15 protein-coding genes and 1 pseudogene are annotated in these 15,816 nt (G+C 60.4%); 10 read left to right on the forward strand and 6 right to left on the reverse strand.

All coding sequences use genetic code 11. The features are described 5' to 3' along the window. Positions 1-182: 182 nt before the first annotated feature. The 6 genes and pseudogenes from HBN79_RS19215 to HBN79_RS19240 form a co-directional block, all read right to left on the reverse strand. A complete protein-coding gene (locus tag HBN79_RS19215) occupies positions 183-1,853 on the reverse strand; it encodes a bifunctional protein-serine/threonine kinase/phosphatase (RefSeq protein ID WP_169917045.1) in 1,671 nt (556 codons plus the stop codon). A 7-nt stretch (positions 1,854-1,860) separates the two neighbouring features. Then, positions 1,861-3,072: a nitrate/nitrite transporter gene (locus tag HBN79_RS19220; protein WP_095002501.1), complete on the reverse strand. Its 1,212-nt coding sequence runs from the start codon at positions 3,070-3,072 to the stop codon at positions 1,861-1,863. A 226-nt stretch (positions 3,073-3,298) separates the two neighbouring features. After that, complete coding sequence (locus HBN79_RS19225; protein ID WP_019827366.1) at positions 3,299-3,874, reverse strand: ANTAR domain-containing protein; 576 nt, start codon at positions 3,872-3,874, stop codon at positions 3,299-3,301. A 14-nt stretch (positions 3,875-3,888) separates the two neighbouring features. Beyond that, positions 3,889-5,100, reverse strand: coding sequence for a CmpA/NrtA family ABC transporter substrate-binding protein (locus HBN79_RS19230; protein ID WP_169917046.1), 1,212 nt, complete (start codon positions 5,098-5,100; stop codon positions 3,889-3,891). Between the two features lie 123 nt (positions 5,101-5,223). Next, positions 5,224-5,516, reverse strand: a pseudogene (locus tag HBN79_RS19235) (type II toxin-antitoxin system RelE/ParE family toxin). After that, positions 5,506-5,745 carry a type II toxin-antitoxin system RelB/DinJ family antitoxin gene (locus HBN79_RS19240; RefSeq protein ID WP_095002587.1) on the reverse strand — a complete coding sequence of 80 codons (240 nt, stop codon included), beginning with the start codon at positions 5,743-5,745 and terminating at the stop codon, positions 5,506-5,508. The pseudogene HBN79_RS19235 and the gene HBN79_RS19240 overlap by 11 nt, the downstream one beginning before the upstream one ends. Positions 5,746-6,250: 505 nt before the next feature. Here HBN79_RS19240 and HBN79_RS19245 point away from each other — a divergent pair. The 10 genes from HBN79_RS19245 to HBN79_RS19290 all read left to right on the forward strand — a co-directional run bounded on the left by HBN79_RS19245 (position 6,251) and on the right by HBN79_RS19290 (position 15,802). Continuing rightward, entirely contained in the window at positions 6,251-7,162 is a 912-nt protein-coding gene (locus tag HBN79_RS19245) for a TauD/TfdA family dioxygenase (RefSeq protein ID WP_095002503.1), read from the forward strand. 36 nt (positions 7,163-7,198) lie between these two features. Next, a complete protein-coding gene (locus tag HBN79_RS19250; protein WP_095002504.1) occupies positions 7,199-8,293 on the forward strand; it encodes an ABC transporter substrate-binding protein in 1,095 nt (364 codons plus the stop codon). Positions 8,294-8,373: 80 nt separating this feature from the next. Next, positions 8,374-9,276, forward strand: a complete 903-nt coding sequence (locus HBN79_RS19255; protein ID WP_095002505.1) for an ABC transporter permease — start codon at positions 8,374-8,376, stop codon at positions 9,274-9,276. Next, positions 9,273-10,061, forward strand: coding sequence for an ABC transporter permease (locus tag HBN79_RS19260; RefSeq protein WP_095002506.1), 789 nt, complete (start codon positions 9,273-9,275; stop codon positions 10,059-10,061). Before HBN79_RS19255 ends, HBN79_RS19260 begins: the two co-directional genes overlap by 4 nt. A 25-nt stretch (positions 10,062-10,086) precedes the next feature. Beyond that, positions 10,087-10,851, forward strand: a complete 765-nt coding sequence (locus HBN79_RS19265; RefSeq protein ID WP_095002507.1) for an ABC transporter ATP-binding protein — start codon at positions 10,087-10,089, stop codon at positions 10,849-10,851. 31 nt (positions 10,852-10,882) lie between these two features. Then, positions 10,883-12,214, forward strand: coding sequence for an LLM class flavin-dependent oxidoreductase (locus HBN79_RS19270; protein WP_095020659.1), 1,332 nt, complete (start codon positions 10,883-10,885; stop codon positions 12,212-12,214). A 100-nt stretch (positions 12,215-12,314) separates the two neighbouring features. Continuing rightward, on the forward strand, positions 12,315-13,346 hold the full coding sequence (locus HBN79_RS19275; RefSeq protein WP_095002509.1) for an ABC transporter substrate-binding protein: 1,032 nt from the start codon (positions 12,315-12,317) through the stop codon (positions 13,344-13,346). Further along, positions 13,346-14,212: an ABC transporter ATP-binding protein gene (locus tag HBN79_RS19280; protein WP_095002510.1), complete on the forward strand. Its 867-nt coding sequence runs from the start codon at positions 13,346-13,348 to the stop codon at positions 14,210-14,212. The genes HBN79_RS19275 and HBN79_RS19280 overlap by 1 nt, the downstream gene beginning before the upstream one ends. 2 nt (positions 14,213-14,214) lie before the next feature. Beyond that, positions 14,215-14,994 carry an ABC transporter permease gene (locus tag HBN79_RS19285; RefSeq protein ID WP_095018739.1) on the forward strand — a complete coding sequence of 260 codons (780 nt, stop codon included), beginning with the start codon at positions 14,215-14,217 and terminating at the stop codon, positions 14,992-14,994. A gap of 13 nt (positions 14,995-15,007) precedes the next feature. Beyond that, on the forward strand, positions 15,008-15,802 hold the full coding sequence (locus HBN79_RS19290) for a transporter substrate-binding domain-containing protein (RefSeq protein WP_169917047.1): 795 nt from the start codon (positions 15,008-15,010) through the stop codon (positions 15,800-15,802). Positions 15,803-15,816: the final 14 nt, after the last annotated feature.

Genomic DNA, 15,816 nt, shown 5'->3' on the forward strand with positions numbered 1-15,816 from the left:
ACCTGGTATTCGTCGTTGAAGACCGGGTTTTATGTTTGATGGATTTGCTAATGCAGTGGTTGTGCCAAGTTGACAAGAGCCTGTGTTTACACGATGTCTGGATATTCGCGGGGTGTTTTTGTGCACCGATGCAATGCGCCTCGCCCGTTATTGGGGCGCCGCTTGCCCTGTAGCGAACACCTTTATGGGTGAGACAGCAAAAATATCAGCACCAGATTTATCAACAACGACACTGATGCCACCGTCCGCCATACCTTTAACGGCTCGCGCTCCAGCAAGGGCCGGGGGCGCACGCTCAAGCTCTGGCGCTCACCCTGCTCCAGTTGTAGCAGCCATTCTTCGGCCGTTTCAAAGCGTTGCGCCGGATTGGCGGCAACCCCGCGCCCAAGGTTATGGACAATCCACTCCGGCAGATCGGGTCGATAACGACTGGCGCTGACAGGCATACCAAAGCGCGGACGCTGAAATGCTTCGATTTCTCCGTAGGGGTAATGCCCGGTCAGCAGGTAATACAGCGTCACGCCCACGGCGTAGAGATCCTGTCCGGGGCTGGGTTTTTCGCCGCGAAAGGCTTCCGGGGAGAGATAACTGGGTGTGCCGGGCAACGTTGATGGCAGATCCTCCGACAGACCGGGGTAGTAGGCCAGCCCAAAGTCCAGCAAGCGCAATTCACCGTCGTCACCCAGCAACAGATTGTGCGGTTTGATATCGCGATGAAAAATCTGCCGTCGGTGTAACAGGCCCACAGCTCGCAACAGGCGCTCGGCCAGATCCAGCCATTGTGCCAGGGGCAGAGGCCCGCGCGTGGTATAGAGATTTTCCAGGGTGGTGCCTGGATATTCACGCATCACGTAGTACAAATGCTGACGCTGGCTGGCGGGGTGCACCTCGGGGAAATGACGACCCGCCACGCGCTTGAGGAACCATTCTTCCGATAGCAGCGCTTGCCCTGCCAGGTGATCGTCGTGCAGATGGGCCGGCAGGGTTTTCAGTAGCCAGGGCTGTTGCTGCGCATCCCGCACCCGGTAGAGCAGTGATTGCTGGCTCTGGCCAACATGGCTTTCGACCTGCCAGTTTTCAAAGTGTTGCCCCGGTTTGAGCGCGGGCGGTAGTGGCCATTGCTGCAGTTGCGCCAGGGCGTCGCCGATGGCGCTTTCCCCCAGAGCGTCGACCCTCACCAGCAGAGCGCTGGCATTGTCCTGACTGCCTGCCCGATGCGCGGCATTCACCAGCGTGCTGGCGGCGCTTTGCAGGTCGGGAAGATCACGCAACAGGGCGGCTATGGCGGTATCGCCCAGGGTCGACCATATACCGTCACTAAGCAGCACAAAGGTCTCGCCCTGTTGCAGTTCGCCGTCCAGAAAATCCACCACCAGATACTGATCCAGCCCCAGCGCCCGCTTGAGCACATGCTGCATACCCGGCTGGTCCCAGACGTGATCTTCACTGATGCGCTGCAAGGTTGTGGCGTGCCAGCGGTAGACCCGGCAATCACCCACATGGGCCAACGTAAAACGCCTGCCACGCATGACCACAGCACTTACCGTGGTCAGCAGCGGTTGCCCGCCGCCATTGACCCGCAGCCAGCTATTTTGCGCTTGCAGCAAACGCTCCAGTGCCTGGGCGACGCTCCAGGTTTCTGGTGTGGCGTAGTAGTCCAGCGCCAGTGCCTGCAACGTCGAACGGGCGGCCAGGCCGCCATCGGCGCATTGGCTGACGCCATCGGCAATGGCAAATAAATGCCCCTTGCTTGCCGCCAGTATGGGCACAGGCGTGACTTCGCGCAGTGCGTCCTGATTCTCTGCGCGAGGGCCGATGGCGCTGGCGTGGGCGAAACTCAGTTGCAGACTCATCGCAGCCTCACACTCGGGCAGCGGTCACGGCAGCCGAGCCCCACGTTGTTCTCCAGCGGCGCTTGACCCCGTGCAGGCCAAACCAGGCCAGTACGCCAAGGCTGGCAAATAACCACAAGGCCAATTGATAGCTGCCGGTGCTTTGTTTAATCGCGCCCATGCCTGCTGCGAGGGCGAAACCACCGATGCCGCCTGCCATGCCGATCAAGCCCGTCATAACGCCAATTTCACGACGAAAGCGCTGAGGCACCAATTGGAAAACTGCCCCGTTACCTGCACCCAATCCCAGCATTGTGCAGACGAAAAGCGCCAGTGCTGCATAGGAGCTTGGCAGGTTGAAACCTACGGCGGCGATGCTGATGGTCGCCAGGGTGTACATCCCCAACAGGGTACGAATACCGCCGAAGCGATCCGCCAGCGCACCGCCCAGCGGCCGCATCAAACTACCGCCAAACACACAGGCGGCTGTGTAGTAACCCGCCGTCACCGGGCTTAGTCCGTATTGATCATTGAAGTAGCCGGGCAGGGCGCTGGCCAGGCCGATAAAGCCGCCGAACGTCACGCTGTAGAAAAACATGAACCACCAACTGTCGCGGTCGCCCAGGGCCTTGAAGTAATCGCTCATGGACTTGGCCACGGGCCGTTCCGGGGCGTTTTTGGCCAGCCAGGCAAATACGAAAATGCACAGCACCAGCGGGATCAGGGCAAAGCCGAACACATTGCTCCAGCCATACGCCGCTGCCAGCACCGGGGCCAGTAGCGCAGCGAACACCGTGCCAGAGTTGCCTGCACCGGCGATGCCCATTGCCTTGCCCTGGTGTTGCGGTGGATACCACTGCGAGGCCAGCGGCAACGCAACGGCAAACGAGGCGCCAGCCATGCCCAGAAACAGCCCCAGCAAAAGAGCCTGCTCGTAGCTGTGAATACCGTGCTTCCAGGCCACAAACAGCGCACCAATAACAATGACCTGACCGATCAGCCCGGCGGTTTTGGGAGACAGGCGATCAGCCAGCAGGCCCATCACAAAGCGCAGCACGGCCCCCGCGAGGATCGGCGTGGCCACCACCAGCCCACGCTGTTGCGTGGTCAGGTGCAGGTCGGTGGCGATTTGCACGGCCAGTGGGCCGAGCAGATACCAGACCATAAAACTCAGGTCGAAATACAGAAACGCCGCGAACAGGGTTGGAGTATGGCCGGACTTCCAGAAGCTTGAATTCATCGCGCACCTCAACGGTTGATCGTTTTTAGAAGAAGAGTTGCGATGGGGCGCCGTAACGGCCGCACCACCGGCCCCGGTCGCTGGGGCCAAAACGAAAAAACGCCGCTGCCGGATCCGCCATGGGCGAATCAGGGGAGCGACGTCTCTGTCGTAGATGGGGCAACCGCCGTTGGTTACCGGTAAGGATTGCTTAGCGAAAACTGTGCCAATTGAGGAGGATCATGGGTCAACCCAGAAGCTCACTCATGGCTATGATCTGTTCCGCCACCTGTATCAGTTTTTGTTGGCGACTCATGGCCTGGCGGCGCATCAGGGTGTAAGCCTCTTCTTCGTTGCAGCTTTTCATCTTCATCAGCAGACCCTTGGCCAGTTCGATGCGCTTGCGCTCGGCCAGTTGCTGGTCGCGGGCATGCAGTTGGGCGCGCAGGGCCTGGTCGCTTTCGAAGCGAGCCATGGCCACATCGAGAATTGGCTGCAAGCGCTGTGCGTGAATGCCTTCGACAATGTAGGCGCTAACCCCTGACTTGATCGCCTGACGCATCACGCCTGGGTCGTGCTCGTCGGTAAACATGACAATCGGTCGTGGTTGGTCCCTAGACACCAACACCACTTGCTCCATCACATCGCGGCTTGGCGACTCGGTATCGATCAGGATCACGTCCGGGCGCACCGTTTCGACGCGAGCAGGCAGGTCGATGGTCAGGCCCGATTCATCGATTACCTCAAATCCGGCTTCACTCAGCGCGGCTTTCAGGCGGCCGACTTTTTTCGCCGTGTCGTTGATCAGCAAGATACGCAGCATGGGGGTGGCTCCAGTCAACGACGGGCAGCAAGAGGAGCGCGGGTGCTCATGGCATGCAGCGCAAAACTTCGGGCATAGCCTGCGGGATCCGAGCCGTCCCACACCTTGCCATCGAGCAACTGGCTGCTGCGCATGTTTGCGGCACCTGCCGGCACCTTAACGGCGTTGGCCGCGTCGCGGTACAGGGCCAATTGCTGAACCTGACGGGCAACACCGAGGTAGTCCGGGTCTTCGCGCAGCAAGCCCCAGCGGCGGAACTGGGTCATAAACCACATGCCATCGGACAGGTACGGCAGGTTGACCTCGCCGTCACCATAAAAACGCAGGGCGTGCGGGTCTTGCCAGTGCTTGCCCAGGCCGTCGTTGTAGTCGCCGAGCAGACGCGGCGCGATGCACTCTACGGGTGCATTCAGGTACTCGGGGGCGCTCAGCAACTGCGCGGTACTGCGCCGGTTTTCGTCGTTCTGCTCGATAAAGCGGCTGGCTTCCAGGATCGCCATCACCAGCGCCCGGGCGGTATTGGGGTACTGCTCGACAAACGCCCGGGTACAGCCCAGGACTTTTTCCGGGTGATCGGGCCACAGCGCCTGGGTGGTGGCGAGGGTAAACCCCATATTCTGTGCAACCGCGCTGGCAGCCCACGGCTCGCCGACGCAAAAGCCGTCAATGCGACCTGCCAGCAAGTGCGCAACCATCTGTTGCGGTGGTACCACTACGCTGTTGACGTCTTGCAGCGGATGAATGCCCTGACTCGCCAGCCAGTAATACAGCCACATGGCATGAGTGCCCGTGGGAAAAGTCTGGGCGAAGGTCAGTTTCGATCGACTTTGGTGCACGTGTTGTTGCAGCGCCTCAGGACGGGTCACGCCCAGGGCCTGTAAACCGTGGGAGAGGTTGAGGCTCTGGCCGTTTTGGTTAAGCCCCATGAGTACGCTCATGTCGGTGGCCGCCACGCCGCCAATGCCCAGGTGCACGGCGTAGATCAGCCCGTAGAGGCTGTGGGCGGCGTCGAGCTGGCCGTTCACCAGATTGTCCCGCAGGCTGGCCCAGGACGACTGGCGCTTGAGGTTCAGCGTCAGCCCGAAGGGCTGGGCGAACCCTTGAGTGGCGGCCACCACCACCGAGGCACAATCGCTGAGGGCCATAAAACCGAGATTGATTTCGGTTTTTTCCGGGGCATCGCTGCCGTTGACCCAGGCCAGAGGCCCGGCGAGTGATTCGTTCATGGGAGGCAGCACCTTGGCAAAAGCATACTGCGAGGGTGCAAGGCATATGCCAGAGGTGTTGACCCAGTTGAAAACCTGGATTTTACAGGGCTTTGGATTTGCGCTTGCCTTTAATGGGGTGGCTTACTTCAAGCGGTCTTGCGCCTTGCGATACGCGGTCTCGTGTTCGCGCTTGTCAACGGCGACGACGAACACCACAACCTCTTGATCAATGACCTGATAGATCAGTCGGTAACCCGCGCTGCGTAACTTGATTTTGTAGCAATCGGGCAGCTTGCGCAGCCGGTTGGCTTCAACGCGGGGGTTGAGCAACACCTCTGACAGTTTGCTCTTGAATTGCTGCCTGACCGGTCTGCGAGCTTGTGCCATTCCTTGAGTGCGCGCTGGTCAAACTCAAACTCAAGATCAAAGGTCATCCAGTGTTACCTTGACCCTTTGTGGTGCCGCCAGGCGTTCGCGCACAGTGTTGATGAGGGCTTCGTCTTCTTCGGTTACCAGCATGGGGCGAAAGGGCAGTTGGCCGCGTTCGGCTACGTACTGAAATGCCTGGCGGACCAGTTCAGAGGGGGTGACACCCAGGCGCTCAAGTTCCTGGTAAGCGCGGGCTTTGAGTTCATCGTCAATGCGAATGTTGATGGAGGCCATGGCTTTGACTCGTGTAATGACGTTTGTAATTACGCTGACCTCTGCCCGTTTCTTTTGCAAGTGCCATTGGGCGGTTAAGTGTTCTGCGTTGTTCATATGCGCTCCTGAATTTAAGCCACCAAACCAAAGAAGGGTGGTCAGTTCTGTGAGCCTAGCTAGAGATAATCAGGTGATTCGTACGACGATTCGCTTTCATTCCCGTGAAACATCCGAGCGTAATTCCGCTCGCTTGCGCCTGTCCAAATCGGGGAAGAGTCTCGCTCCACCGCTGCTCAATGGCCGGTTGCCACGTCGTAAAGCGGTTATGCGCGAGCCAGGCAAACAGGTGAATAATTGAAAGGGTTATTAACTTACAACTGAAAAGTTTATAACCATTTAACGCCGCTAACACCGGACATGTTCTATAAAACTGCTCATCTATCGTTAGACTAAAAAGTGATTGGCTGTCCGAGTTTTTATGCCTTTATGATCTGTTCACAACAACTCGTGAAGCAGGAGTGGGGCGATGACTATTCAAGTAAAACCCGTAGCGGGTCGAATTGGTGCACAACTTGAAGGCGTAAAACTGGGCGGTGATATCAGTGGCGAAACATTCGAGTTTATTCATCAGGCCTTGTTGAAATATAAAGTCCTGTTCTTTCGCGACCAGCATTTAAGCGACGCCGAGCACGAAGCATTTTCCCGCCGCTTCGGTGATCAGGTGCCCCACCCGACCGTGCGCTCTGCCGAGCAAAGTTCCGCCATCCTGCACCTGGACGCCAAGGAAACCCGCGCCAACTCCTGGCATACCGATGTGACCTTTGTGGCCAATTACCCGAAAATCTCCATCTTGCGCGGTGTGGTCATTCCACCCTATGGCGGCGACACAGTGTGGGCCAATACCGCATCGGCTTATAACGATTTACCCGAGCCGTTAAAGCAACTTGCGGACAATTTGCGCGCTCTGCACACCAATGTTTATGACTATGCGACGCCTCGCGGTACCGATGAGTCCGGTCTCAAGCGCTATCGCGAACAGTTCACTGCCGAAGTTTATGAAACTGAACATCCGCTGGTTCGCGTTCACCCGGAATCGGGCGAAAGAAGTTTGTTGCTGGGCCACTTTGTCAAAGATATTCAGGGTGTGAGCAGCAACGATTCCAAGCAACTGATTCGCCTGTTCCATGACCGCATTACCCATGTCGACAACACCGTGCGCTGGCGCTGGCAGGAAGGTGATGTGGTGATCTGGGATAACCGCGCCACCCAGCATATTGCGATCAACGACTACGGCGATGCCCCGCGCATCGTACGTCGCACCACCATCGACGGCGATGTGCCGGTGGGTGTCGACGGCCGCCTGAGCCAGGCGCTCAAGCCGACCCCGGACACCCGCTCGCCGAAAACCGAAGCCGACAAAAAACACCTCGCCGCCTGACGGGCCGCGCCTTATTGCTTCAAGGAAGACCTGCCCATGGCCACATTCAAAGTAAATGCCCTGTTGCGCAAGACCCGCATTGCCGCCGTGCTGGCGGCGGTCATGGCTGTTCCGCTGGCCGAGGCCGATGTGTTGCGCGTCGGTGTGGCGAGCGCCGGTGGCGGTGATCCGGTCACGTTCAGTGGCTCGCCGCTGGGCATCGTGCGTAACCAGCAACTGCTGGAAAAAGCCTTCGCCGGCACCGGCACCGAGGTGCAGTGGTTCTTCTTCAAAGGCGCTGGCCCTGCGGTCAACGAAGCGTTGTCCAACCAGCAGCTGGACTTCGCCTATCAGGGTGATCTGCCGGCGGTGGTCGGGCGCTCCAACGGGCTGGACACCAAACTGCTGGCAGCACTGGGGGTGCGGGCCAACCTGTATCTGGCGGTGCCAAAGGGCTCTGACATCAAGACCATCGAAGACCTCAAAGGCAAGAAGGTCGCGGTGTTTCGCGGCACCAACGGTCATCTGGTGTCGATCAACCTGCTGGCAGCGCACGGCATGAGCGAGCGCGATATCAAGGTGATCAACCTCGATGCCGGCAGTACCCAGGCAGCCCTGGTTTCCAATGGCGTGGATGCGGCCTTCGGTGGTCGTGAGCTGTTCAAGCTGCGTGACAAGGGCCTGATCGACATCGTTTACGACAACCCTGCCCAGGATGTGCGCTACACCCGTCAGACCGCCTTGGTGGTGCGCGGTGCCTATGAAAAAGAGCACCCGGGCAATGTGCAAAAAGTCGTCGATACCCTGGTGGATGCGGCGAAATGGGCGTCCGAAGACAGCCATCGTGATGAGGTGTTCAGCGAGTGGGCCAAGAGCAATGACCCGGTGGACTCACTGCGCGCCGACTTTACCGGGGTGAGTTTGCGAGACCGGAATTCGCCGCTGATCGACACCTTTCTGGTGAGTCGCTACCAGGCAGTGGCAGAGCAGGCCAAGGACGAAAAGCTGATCCGCCGCCCGGTGAGTATCGAAGGCTGGTTTGAGCCGAACTATTTGCAGACCGCGTTGAAAGCCAAGGGCCTGGAGAGCTTCTGGACGGCCTATGGCGTGGATGGCAAACAGCCCGCCGGCAATGCGGTAGCGGGCAAGTAACTGCATACCCTTATGGGGATACCCCTGTGGGAGCCCACAGGGACTCCGTTTTTTGTAGTAGCAACAAAGGAGCCAGGCATATGGCCAGGGCACAGACCGTCATACCGCAGCAGTACGCACCGGCGCTACCCAAGGGCAACGTCAAGCGTTTGCCACCGGCCCCGGCACGCCCGGTACGCAAGGTCGAAGTGCCGCGCACCTCGGCCTGGGCCACGACCCTGGGTGACCGGAGCTTGCCCTGGCTCTTGCCGCTGACCCTGCTGGGCCTGTGGTATCTGGGGGTTGAGCAGGGCTGGCTGTCAGAGCAGGTCTTGCCGCCACCAGCCTATGTTTACGAAACCCTGTCGGATCTCTTTGCTTCTGGCGACCTGTGGATAAATGCTGCCGCCAGCCTGCAGCGGGTAGTCGTCGGGTTTGCCCTGGGGGGCGCTATCGGTGTGGCGCTGGGGCTGGCGATGGGGTTGTCGAAAACCGTCGAGGATTATCTGCTGCCCACCTTCAATGCCATTGTGCAAATCCCGGTGTTGGGCTGGTTGCCGTTTGCCTTGTTGCTGTTCGGCATCGGCGAGCCGCTCAAGTACGTGCTGATTGCCAAGGCGGCGATGGTGCCGATCACCCTATGCACCTTGCAGGCTTTCCACCAGGCGCCCAAGGGCTTGCTGGAAGCAGGGCGGGCCTATGGTTTCAGCCGCTGGCAGAGTGTGGTGTTTATCGTGTTGCCGGCGGCTATCCCGACCCTGTTTACCGGCCTGCGCCTGGGCTTCACCAAGGCCTGGCTGTCGCTGGTAGTGGTTGAGCTGGTGGCGTCTAGCGAAGGGCTGGGTTACCTGATTGTCTATGGTCGCCAACTGTTCCAGCTGGATCTGGTGATGGCCGCCGTGGTGGTGGTCGGGGCGATCGGCCTGGTGATCGACCGTGGTTTTGATTATGCCGAGCGCCGCCTTAATCGTGGCCGCGCACCGGTAGCGGGGCGCCTGTCATGAGCAGCGCATTGGCTATCAGTCATGGCAGCAGCCGTCGCTATCGCGGCTGGGTGTTGCCGATCAGTGCCGTCGCCCTGTGGTGGCTGGCTTCGCATATGGGCTGGAGCCAGTCCGGGCTGCTGGTTTCACCGGAGAAAGTGGCGGCCACGGCCTGGGACCAGATCGCTTCGGGCAAGTTCTGGCGGGCCATCAGCGCCAGCCTGACGCGCAACCTGAGCGGCTTTTTTATCGGCACCACCCTGGGCCTGGTGCTGGGTTGCCTGCTGGGCCTGTCGCACTATTTCGAGCGTTTGGTCGGCCCGAGCTTCAACACCTTCAAACAGATTTCGCTGTTCGCCTGGATCCCCCTGATCTCGGTGTGGTTCGGCCTGGGCGATGTGGCCAAGGTGGTGTTTTTGTCACTGGCGGCCCTGGTGCCGGTGGTGGTCAATACCTGCGACGGCCTGCGCAATGTGCCGCCCAACCTGCTGGAAGTGGCGCGGGTCTACCGCTTCAGCCGTTGGCAGACCATCGTCGGAGTCATGCTGCCCGCCGCCTTGCCCTCGATTTTCACCGGGCTGTATCTGGCGCTGGTGTACTCGTGGCTGGCGACCATCGGCGCCGAATATCTGCTGGTGTCGGGGGAGGGCATCGGCAACACGCTGATCGATGGCAGCGAGCATTTCATGATGGACCTGGTGCTGTTCGGCATGGTGGTCATCGGCCTGGTGGGCTGGAGCCTCAATGCCCTGGCCCGAATTTTTGAGCGACGCATGCAACGCCTGTACGGCATTGAACCGCGTTAATCGGCACTTTCAAAAGGATTGCAGCATGCTCAATAACAGCCTGACCCTGGAAAACATCAGCAAGCGCTTTGCTTCGCGCCCCGGTAGCAGCAGCCAGTTGCAAGTGCTGGACAATATCCAGCTGGATATCGCTCCCGGCGAATTTATCAGCATCGTCGGTGCCAGCGGTTGCGGCAAGTCCACCCTGCTGCGCCTGATTCTGGGCCTGGACGAAGAGTATGAGGGGCGCATCCTGCTCAATGGCCAGCCCATCGACGGCACGGGGCTGGAGCGCGGCATCGTGTTTCAGGATCACCGTTTGTTCCCCTGGCTCAACGTTGAACAGAACGTTGCCGTGGCGCTGAAAAACTCGCCGCTGAGCACAAAGGAAAAGCGCGACACCGTGCGCGAACATATCGAACTGGTGGGCCTGCAGGACTTTATCGACGCCTACCCGCACCAGATTTCCGGCGGCATGGCCCAGCGTGTGGCGATTGCCCGGGGGCTGGTCAACCGCCCCAGCGTGCTGTTGCTCGACGAACCCCTTGGCGCCCTCGATGCGCTGACCCGGGCGCGCTTGCAGGGCGAGCTGCAAAACATCTGGGCCAAGGAAAAAATCACCATGATCCTGGTGACCCACGATGTGGATGAGGCTGTGTTTCTCGGTGATCGCGTGGTGGTCATGCAGCCCAACCCCGGGCGTATCCGGCGCATCCTCGATATCGACCTGCCGCGCCCGCGCAACCGCAGTGACAGCCGCTTTATCGCCCTGCGCGACGACGTGCTGAGTGACTTCGCCGAATTGCATTGAACCCCTGCCACCTGAATTCAGAGAACAGAACATGTCCGAACGTCAGCTCAGCCTCAACCTGTTTATCTACCCCAACGGCCATCACGAAGCCGCCTGGCGCCACCCGCAGTCAGTGCCGGAGTCGTCCATGGACATTGGCTACTACCAGCAGCTGGCGTTACGCGCCGAGCGCGAAAAGCTCGATGCGATTTTCTTTGCCGACTCGCCGTCACTGGCCGAAAGCGGCCGCGAAGGCCTGCGCATCCGCTTCGAGCCGGTGACCTGGCTGGCAGCCATTGCGGCGGTTACCCAGCGCATCGGCCTGATTGCCACGGCCAGCACCACCTACAGCGAACCTTACAACCTGGCGCGTTCGTTCAGCGCGCTGGATCACCTGAGCAAGGGCCGTGCGGGCTGGAACATTGTCACCACGTCAATGGCTGCCGCAGCGGCCAACTTTGGGCTTGATGAACACCCTTCGGCCCATGATCGCTACGCCCAGGCCGAAGAGTTCGTACAGGTGGTCGGTGACCTGTGGGACAGCTGGGAAGACGATGCGCTGGTGCTGGATAAAACCGCCGGGGTATTTGCCGACAGCGGCAAGGTGCACTCGATCAACCACGTCGGCGCTTACTACAAGGTCAAGGGCCCGCTGAACTCGCCGCGTTCGCCCCAGGGGCGACCGGTGCAGGTGCAGGCCGGCTCATCCGAGGATGGTCGTGATTTTGCCGCCAGGCATGCTGAAGCCATCTTTACCGCGCACCAGACGCTGCAAAGCGCCACGGAATTTGCCAATGACATCCGCGTCCGGGCGAAAGCCGTGGGCCGCGACCCGCGCCAGCTGAAAATTCTTCCGGGCATCAGCCCGTATATCGCCAGCACCGAAGCCGAAGCGCAGCGCAAGTTTGATGAACTCAATGAACTGGTATTGCCCCACGTGTCCCTGGGCCAATTGCGGCGCATGTTGGGTGTGGACTTGTCGGGTCAGGATCTGGACGCCCCGTTTCCGCGCCATCTGATCAACTTCGAAGGCGTCGAAAGCCAGTCCAGCCGCTTCAAGCTGATCATCGATATTGTCGACCGCGAAAACGTCACCTTGCGCCAGCTGATCAACCGCCTGGCGGGGGCGCGCGGGCATTGGGTGCCGGTGGGTACCCCGGTACAGATTGCCGACTTGATTGAGCAGTGGTTCCGCAGCGGTGCGGCGGATGGTTTCAACGTGATGCCGCCGGCATTCCCCGATGGTTTTGACGTGTTCCTCGACGAAGTGCTGCCGATCTTGCGCCAGCGCGGCTTGTTCCGCAGTGAGTATGCGGGCAGCACCTTGCGCGAACACTACGGCCTGACTCGCCCGGAGTCGCGCTACACCCTGAAAACCGCCTGACTCCCCCCACCCTAGTGGGAGCGAGCCTGCTCGCGAAGCAGGCCTTGATGCCTTCGCGAGCAGGCTCGCTCCCACAATTCAAAACCCACAAGGAGCGGGCATGAACCCGATCAACAACAGAAGAGCATTCCTGCGTAGTTGCGCGGTATTGGGTGCGGTCGGCGCTGCGGGTATTCTGCTGCCCGGCTGCGAAAAAAAGGACAGCGGCGCTAAAAGCGCCGCCGTGATCAAGAGCCGCGCCGATCAGGTGGTGGACTTCAAGTACCCCGACAACCCCTCATTCGATCTGGTCTATGTCGCCGACTCCCTCGGCTATTTCGAAGGCTCGCGGGCACGGCCCAAGTACATCGGCCGTATTGCCGCGCCCCAGATCATTCCATTGACCGGCACCGGCGAAATAGACTTCGGCGCGCGCATGGTACCGCTGGTGATTTCAGCCATCGCCAGTGGTCTTGACCTCAAGGTGGTGGCCGCCGGCGGCAAGACCCTGCAAGAAGCTCCGCACATGAAATACTTCGTGCGCGACGACTCCGGCATCGTCAAGCCCAAAGACCTGGAAGGCAAGACCGTAGGCTTCAACAGCTTTGGCGCCTGCGCCGAATTTGTCACCAAAAAATACCTGCGCGAGCAGGGCGTCAATGTCGACAAGATCAACTGGGTGGTGGTGCCGGACAACCAGGCCGAGCAGACCCTGGCCACCGGCAATATCGACATTGCAATCATTCATCCGCCATCGTCCGGCGGTGCCGAGCACAACCCGGCATTGCGCAAGCTGTGGAGCGACTACGATCTGGATGGCGGATTGGGCGGCATGGCGCCCTACAGTGTGTATGGCAAGTTCAGCCGCGAGAACCCGGAGGCTACCCGCGACGTTGTAAACGCGATCGCCCGCGCGGCCAACTGGGTCAATGCCAACCCCGACGACGCGCGCAAAATCACCTCCGAGCGCATCGGCATGAAGCTCGAGTTGGTGGAGCGCTTTGCCTATGTCGATGACCTGGTAGTGACCGAGCCGCCGATTCAGTACTACATCGACATTCTTGAAAACGAAGGCAAGATCAAAAAAGGTTCGATAGGGGTCAAGGATGTCTACACCAACGACTTCAACCCGTTCGCCCGGGGGCATGCCTGATGCCGGAACACAAGATCGTCGCCCGTGACCTGAGCATGGAGTACCGGGCCTTGAATGAAGCGGGGCGAGAGGAGCGGGTGCCCGTGCTGGAGGGGTTTGACCTGCAGGTACGCGAGGGCGAGTTCCTGTCCATCCTCGGGCCTTCGGGCTGCGGCAAGTCGACCTTTATGAATATCCTTGCAGGGCTTGCGCACAAGACCGGCGGCGACCTTCTGGTCGATGGCCGGCCCCTGCAGGGCATCAACCGTAACCAGGGTGTTGTGTTCCAGGGCTATGCATTGCTGCCCTGGCGCACGGTGCTCGACAACATTGCCGTGGGCCTGGAGATCCGCGGGGTGGCCAAGGCCCGGCGGCTGGAAACTGCCCGCGAATACCTGGAGCTGGTGGGCCTCAATGGCTTCGCCTCGCGCTACCCTCACGAGTTGTCCGGCGGCATGCGCCAGCGCGTAGCGATTGCCCGCTCGCTGGCCTACAACCCGGATGTGCTGCTGATGGACGAACCTTTCGCCGCCCTCGACGCGCAAACCCGCGAGACCCTGCAGAGTGAGTTGCTGCGCATTTGGGATACGCACAAAAAAACCATCGTGTTTATTACCCACAGCCTGGACGAGGCGATTTTCCTGTCGGACCGGGTGGCGGTGATGACCCAGCGCCCGGGGCGGATCAAGGAGATCTTCGACATCGACCTGCCGCGCCCGCGCCAGCCGGAATTGCGTAATACCCAGGCCTTTGTGCACTACCGCCAGCGTGCCTGGGAAGCCCTGCGCGACGAGGTCACAGACGTGGCCCGTGAGCCCGTTGCGGCGCCAGTGCCTCAGAACTGGCAGAGCATCGCGACCCTGGGTGGTTATCGGATTGGAGTGTAAACATGGGCTTTAAATTGACTTCACGGCGGGTGATCGAAAGCTCGGTGGGTATTGTCCTGTTCCTCGCCCTCTGGGAGGCCTTGCCGCAATTGGGCGTGGTCAACCCCGGCTACCTGAGCCCGCCATCGGCGGTGCTGGGTGCGGTGCTGGACCTGGCCAGCAGTGGCGATCTGATCAAGCACTTGCAGGCCAGCCTGTTTCGTTCCTTTGCCGGACTGCTGCTGGCGATTGCCTGCGGTGTCAGCCTGGGGTTGATAATGGGCTGGTTTGCACGGGTCGAGCATGTGCTTGATCCGTTGTTGCAGTTCTTCCGCCAGACCTCGGCGCTGGCATTGTTTCCGGTGTTTATTCTGTTTCTGGGTATCGGTGAACTGTCGAAAATCGCGATCATTTTCTGGGCGTCGTTCTGGCCGATCCTGTTGAGTACCATCAGCGGCGTTAAGCAGGTCGACGGGTTGCTGATCAACTCGGCGCTGTCGATGGGCGCGAACCGCTGGTTTCTGTTTACCAAAATAGTGCTGCCGGCGGCGTCGCCGTCGATCTTTACCGGGATTCGTCTGGCGGGGGCGTATTGCATCACGGCACTGGTGGCCGCCGAGATGATTGGTGCTCATTCCGGGTTGGGCTTCCTCACGCTGAACTCCCAGGAGGTGTTCCAGATTCCCAGCATGTACGCAGGCATTTTGCTGCTGGCGGTGGTGGGTTTGCTGCTCAACTTTTTGCTGGCCTTGCTGGAACGGCGCTTTACCTACTGGCGTCGGGGCTTGCGCCACGGTGGTTAGGTGGCTGGCAGCAATGGTGCTTGGCGCTGTGTCGCTGGTCGCCTGGCAATGGCCATTGGCACCGGGTGAGATGCCTCGTGGGCCGCTGTTGCAGGCAGCCGAACAGCGCCAGGTCTTGCGTGTGGGCGTACGCAGTTACCCACGGCCGAGCCTGGGGCAAGAGGCGCTGGTGGCTGAGCCGGATGAACTGGACAGTCAGTTGGCCGAGGCCCTGGGGGCTTACCTTGGACTGAAGGTGCAGTTGCAGGCATTGCCGCAGAGTGGCCCGTTGAGTGACGGCCACGTCGACCTGGTCATTGCCGGCAGTCTGAAACTGCCGGTCGAAGCTGACCGGGTGGCGAGCTTGCGGGATTTGCCGGTGCATTACCGTGCGGGAGCGTTGATTGGCTTGCGCAATGCTCCCGCCCGTCCTGTGCGCGGGCAAAGCGTATGCCTGGCGATGGGTAGCCCGTGGGCGCAAACCCTGCAGCAACAGGGCGCCGAGCTGCGCACTTATGTGTCGTCGATCCGTGCCGCGGTGGCGTTTATGGCGGGCGAGTGCAACCTGCTGGCGGAAGAGCGCAACAGCTTGCAGGCGCTGGCACAGGCACCGGACTGGCGCTTCTATGCGCTGTTACCGCAGACCTTGAAGGCAAGCAGCGACCTGCGGGTTTACCTGCCCGTAGTCGACAAGCAGAGCCGCGCGTTGATCAATGCGGCACTGCGCGACTGGCAGGCCCGTGGCGGCCAGAACCGTGCATGGGAGCTGCGCAGCAATGCGTTGCTGGTAGACAGCCTGAAAATAGGCGACGGGCTGGTGTGTCACTGAGCGATACCACGCCA

This window comes from Pseudomonas sp. WS 5051 (assembly GCF_012985715.1).
Classification (GTDB): Bacteria; Pseudomonadota; Gammaproteobacteria; order Pseudomonadales; family Pseudomonadaceae; genus Aquipseudomonas; species Aquipseudomonas bubulae.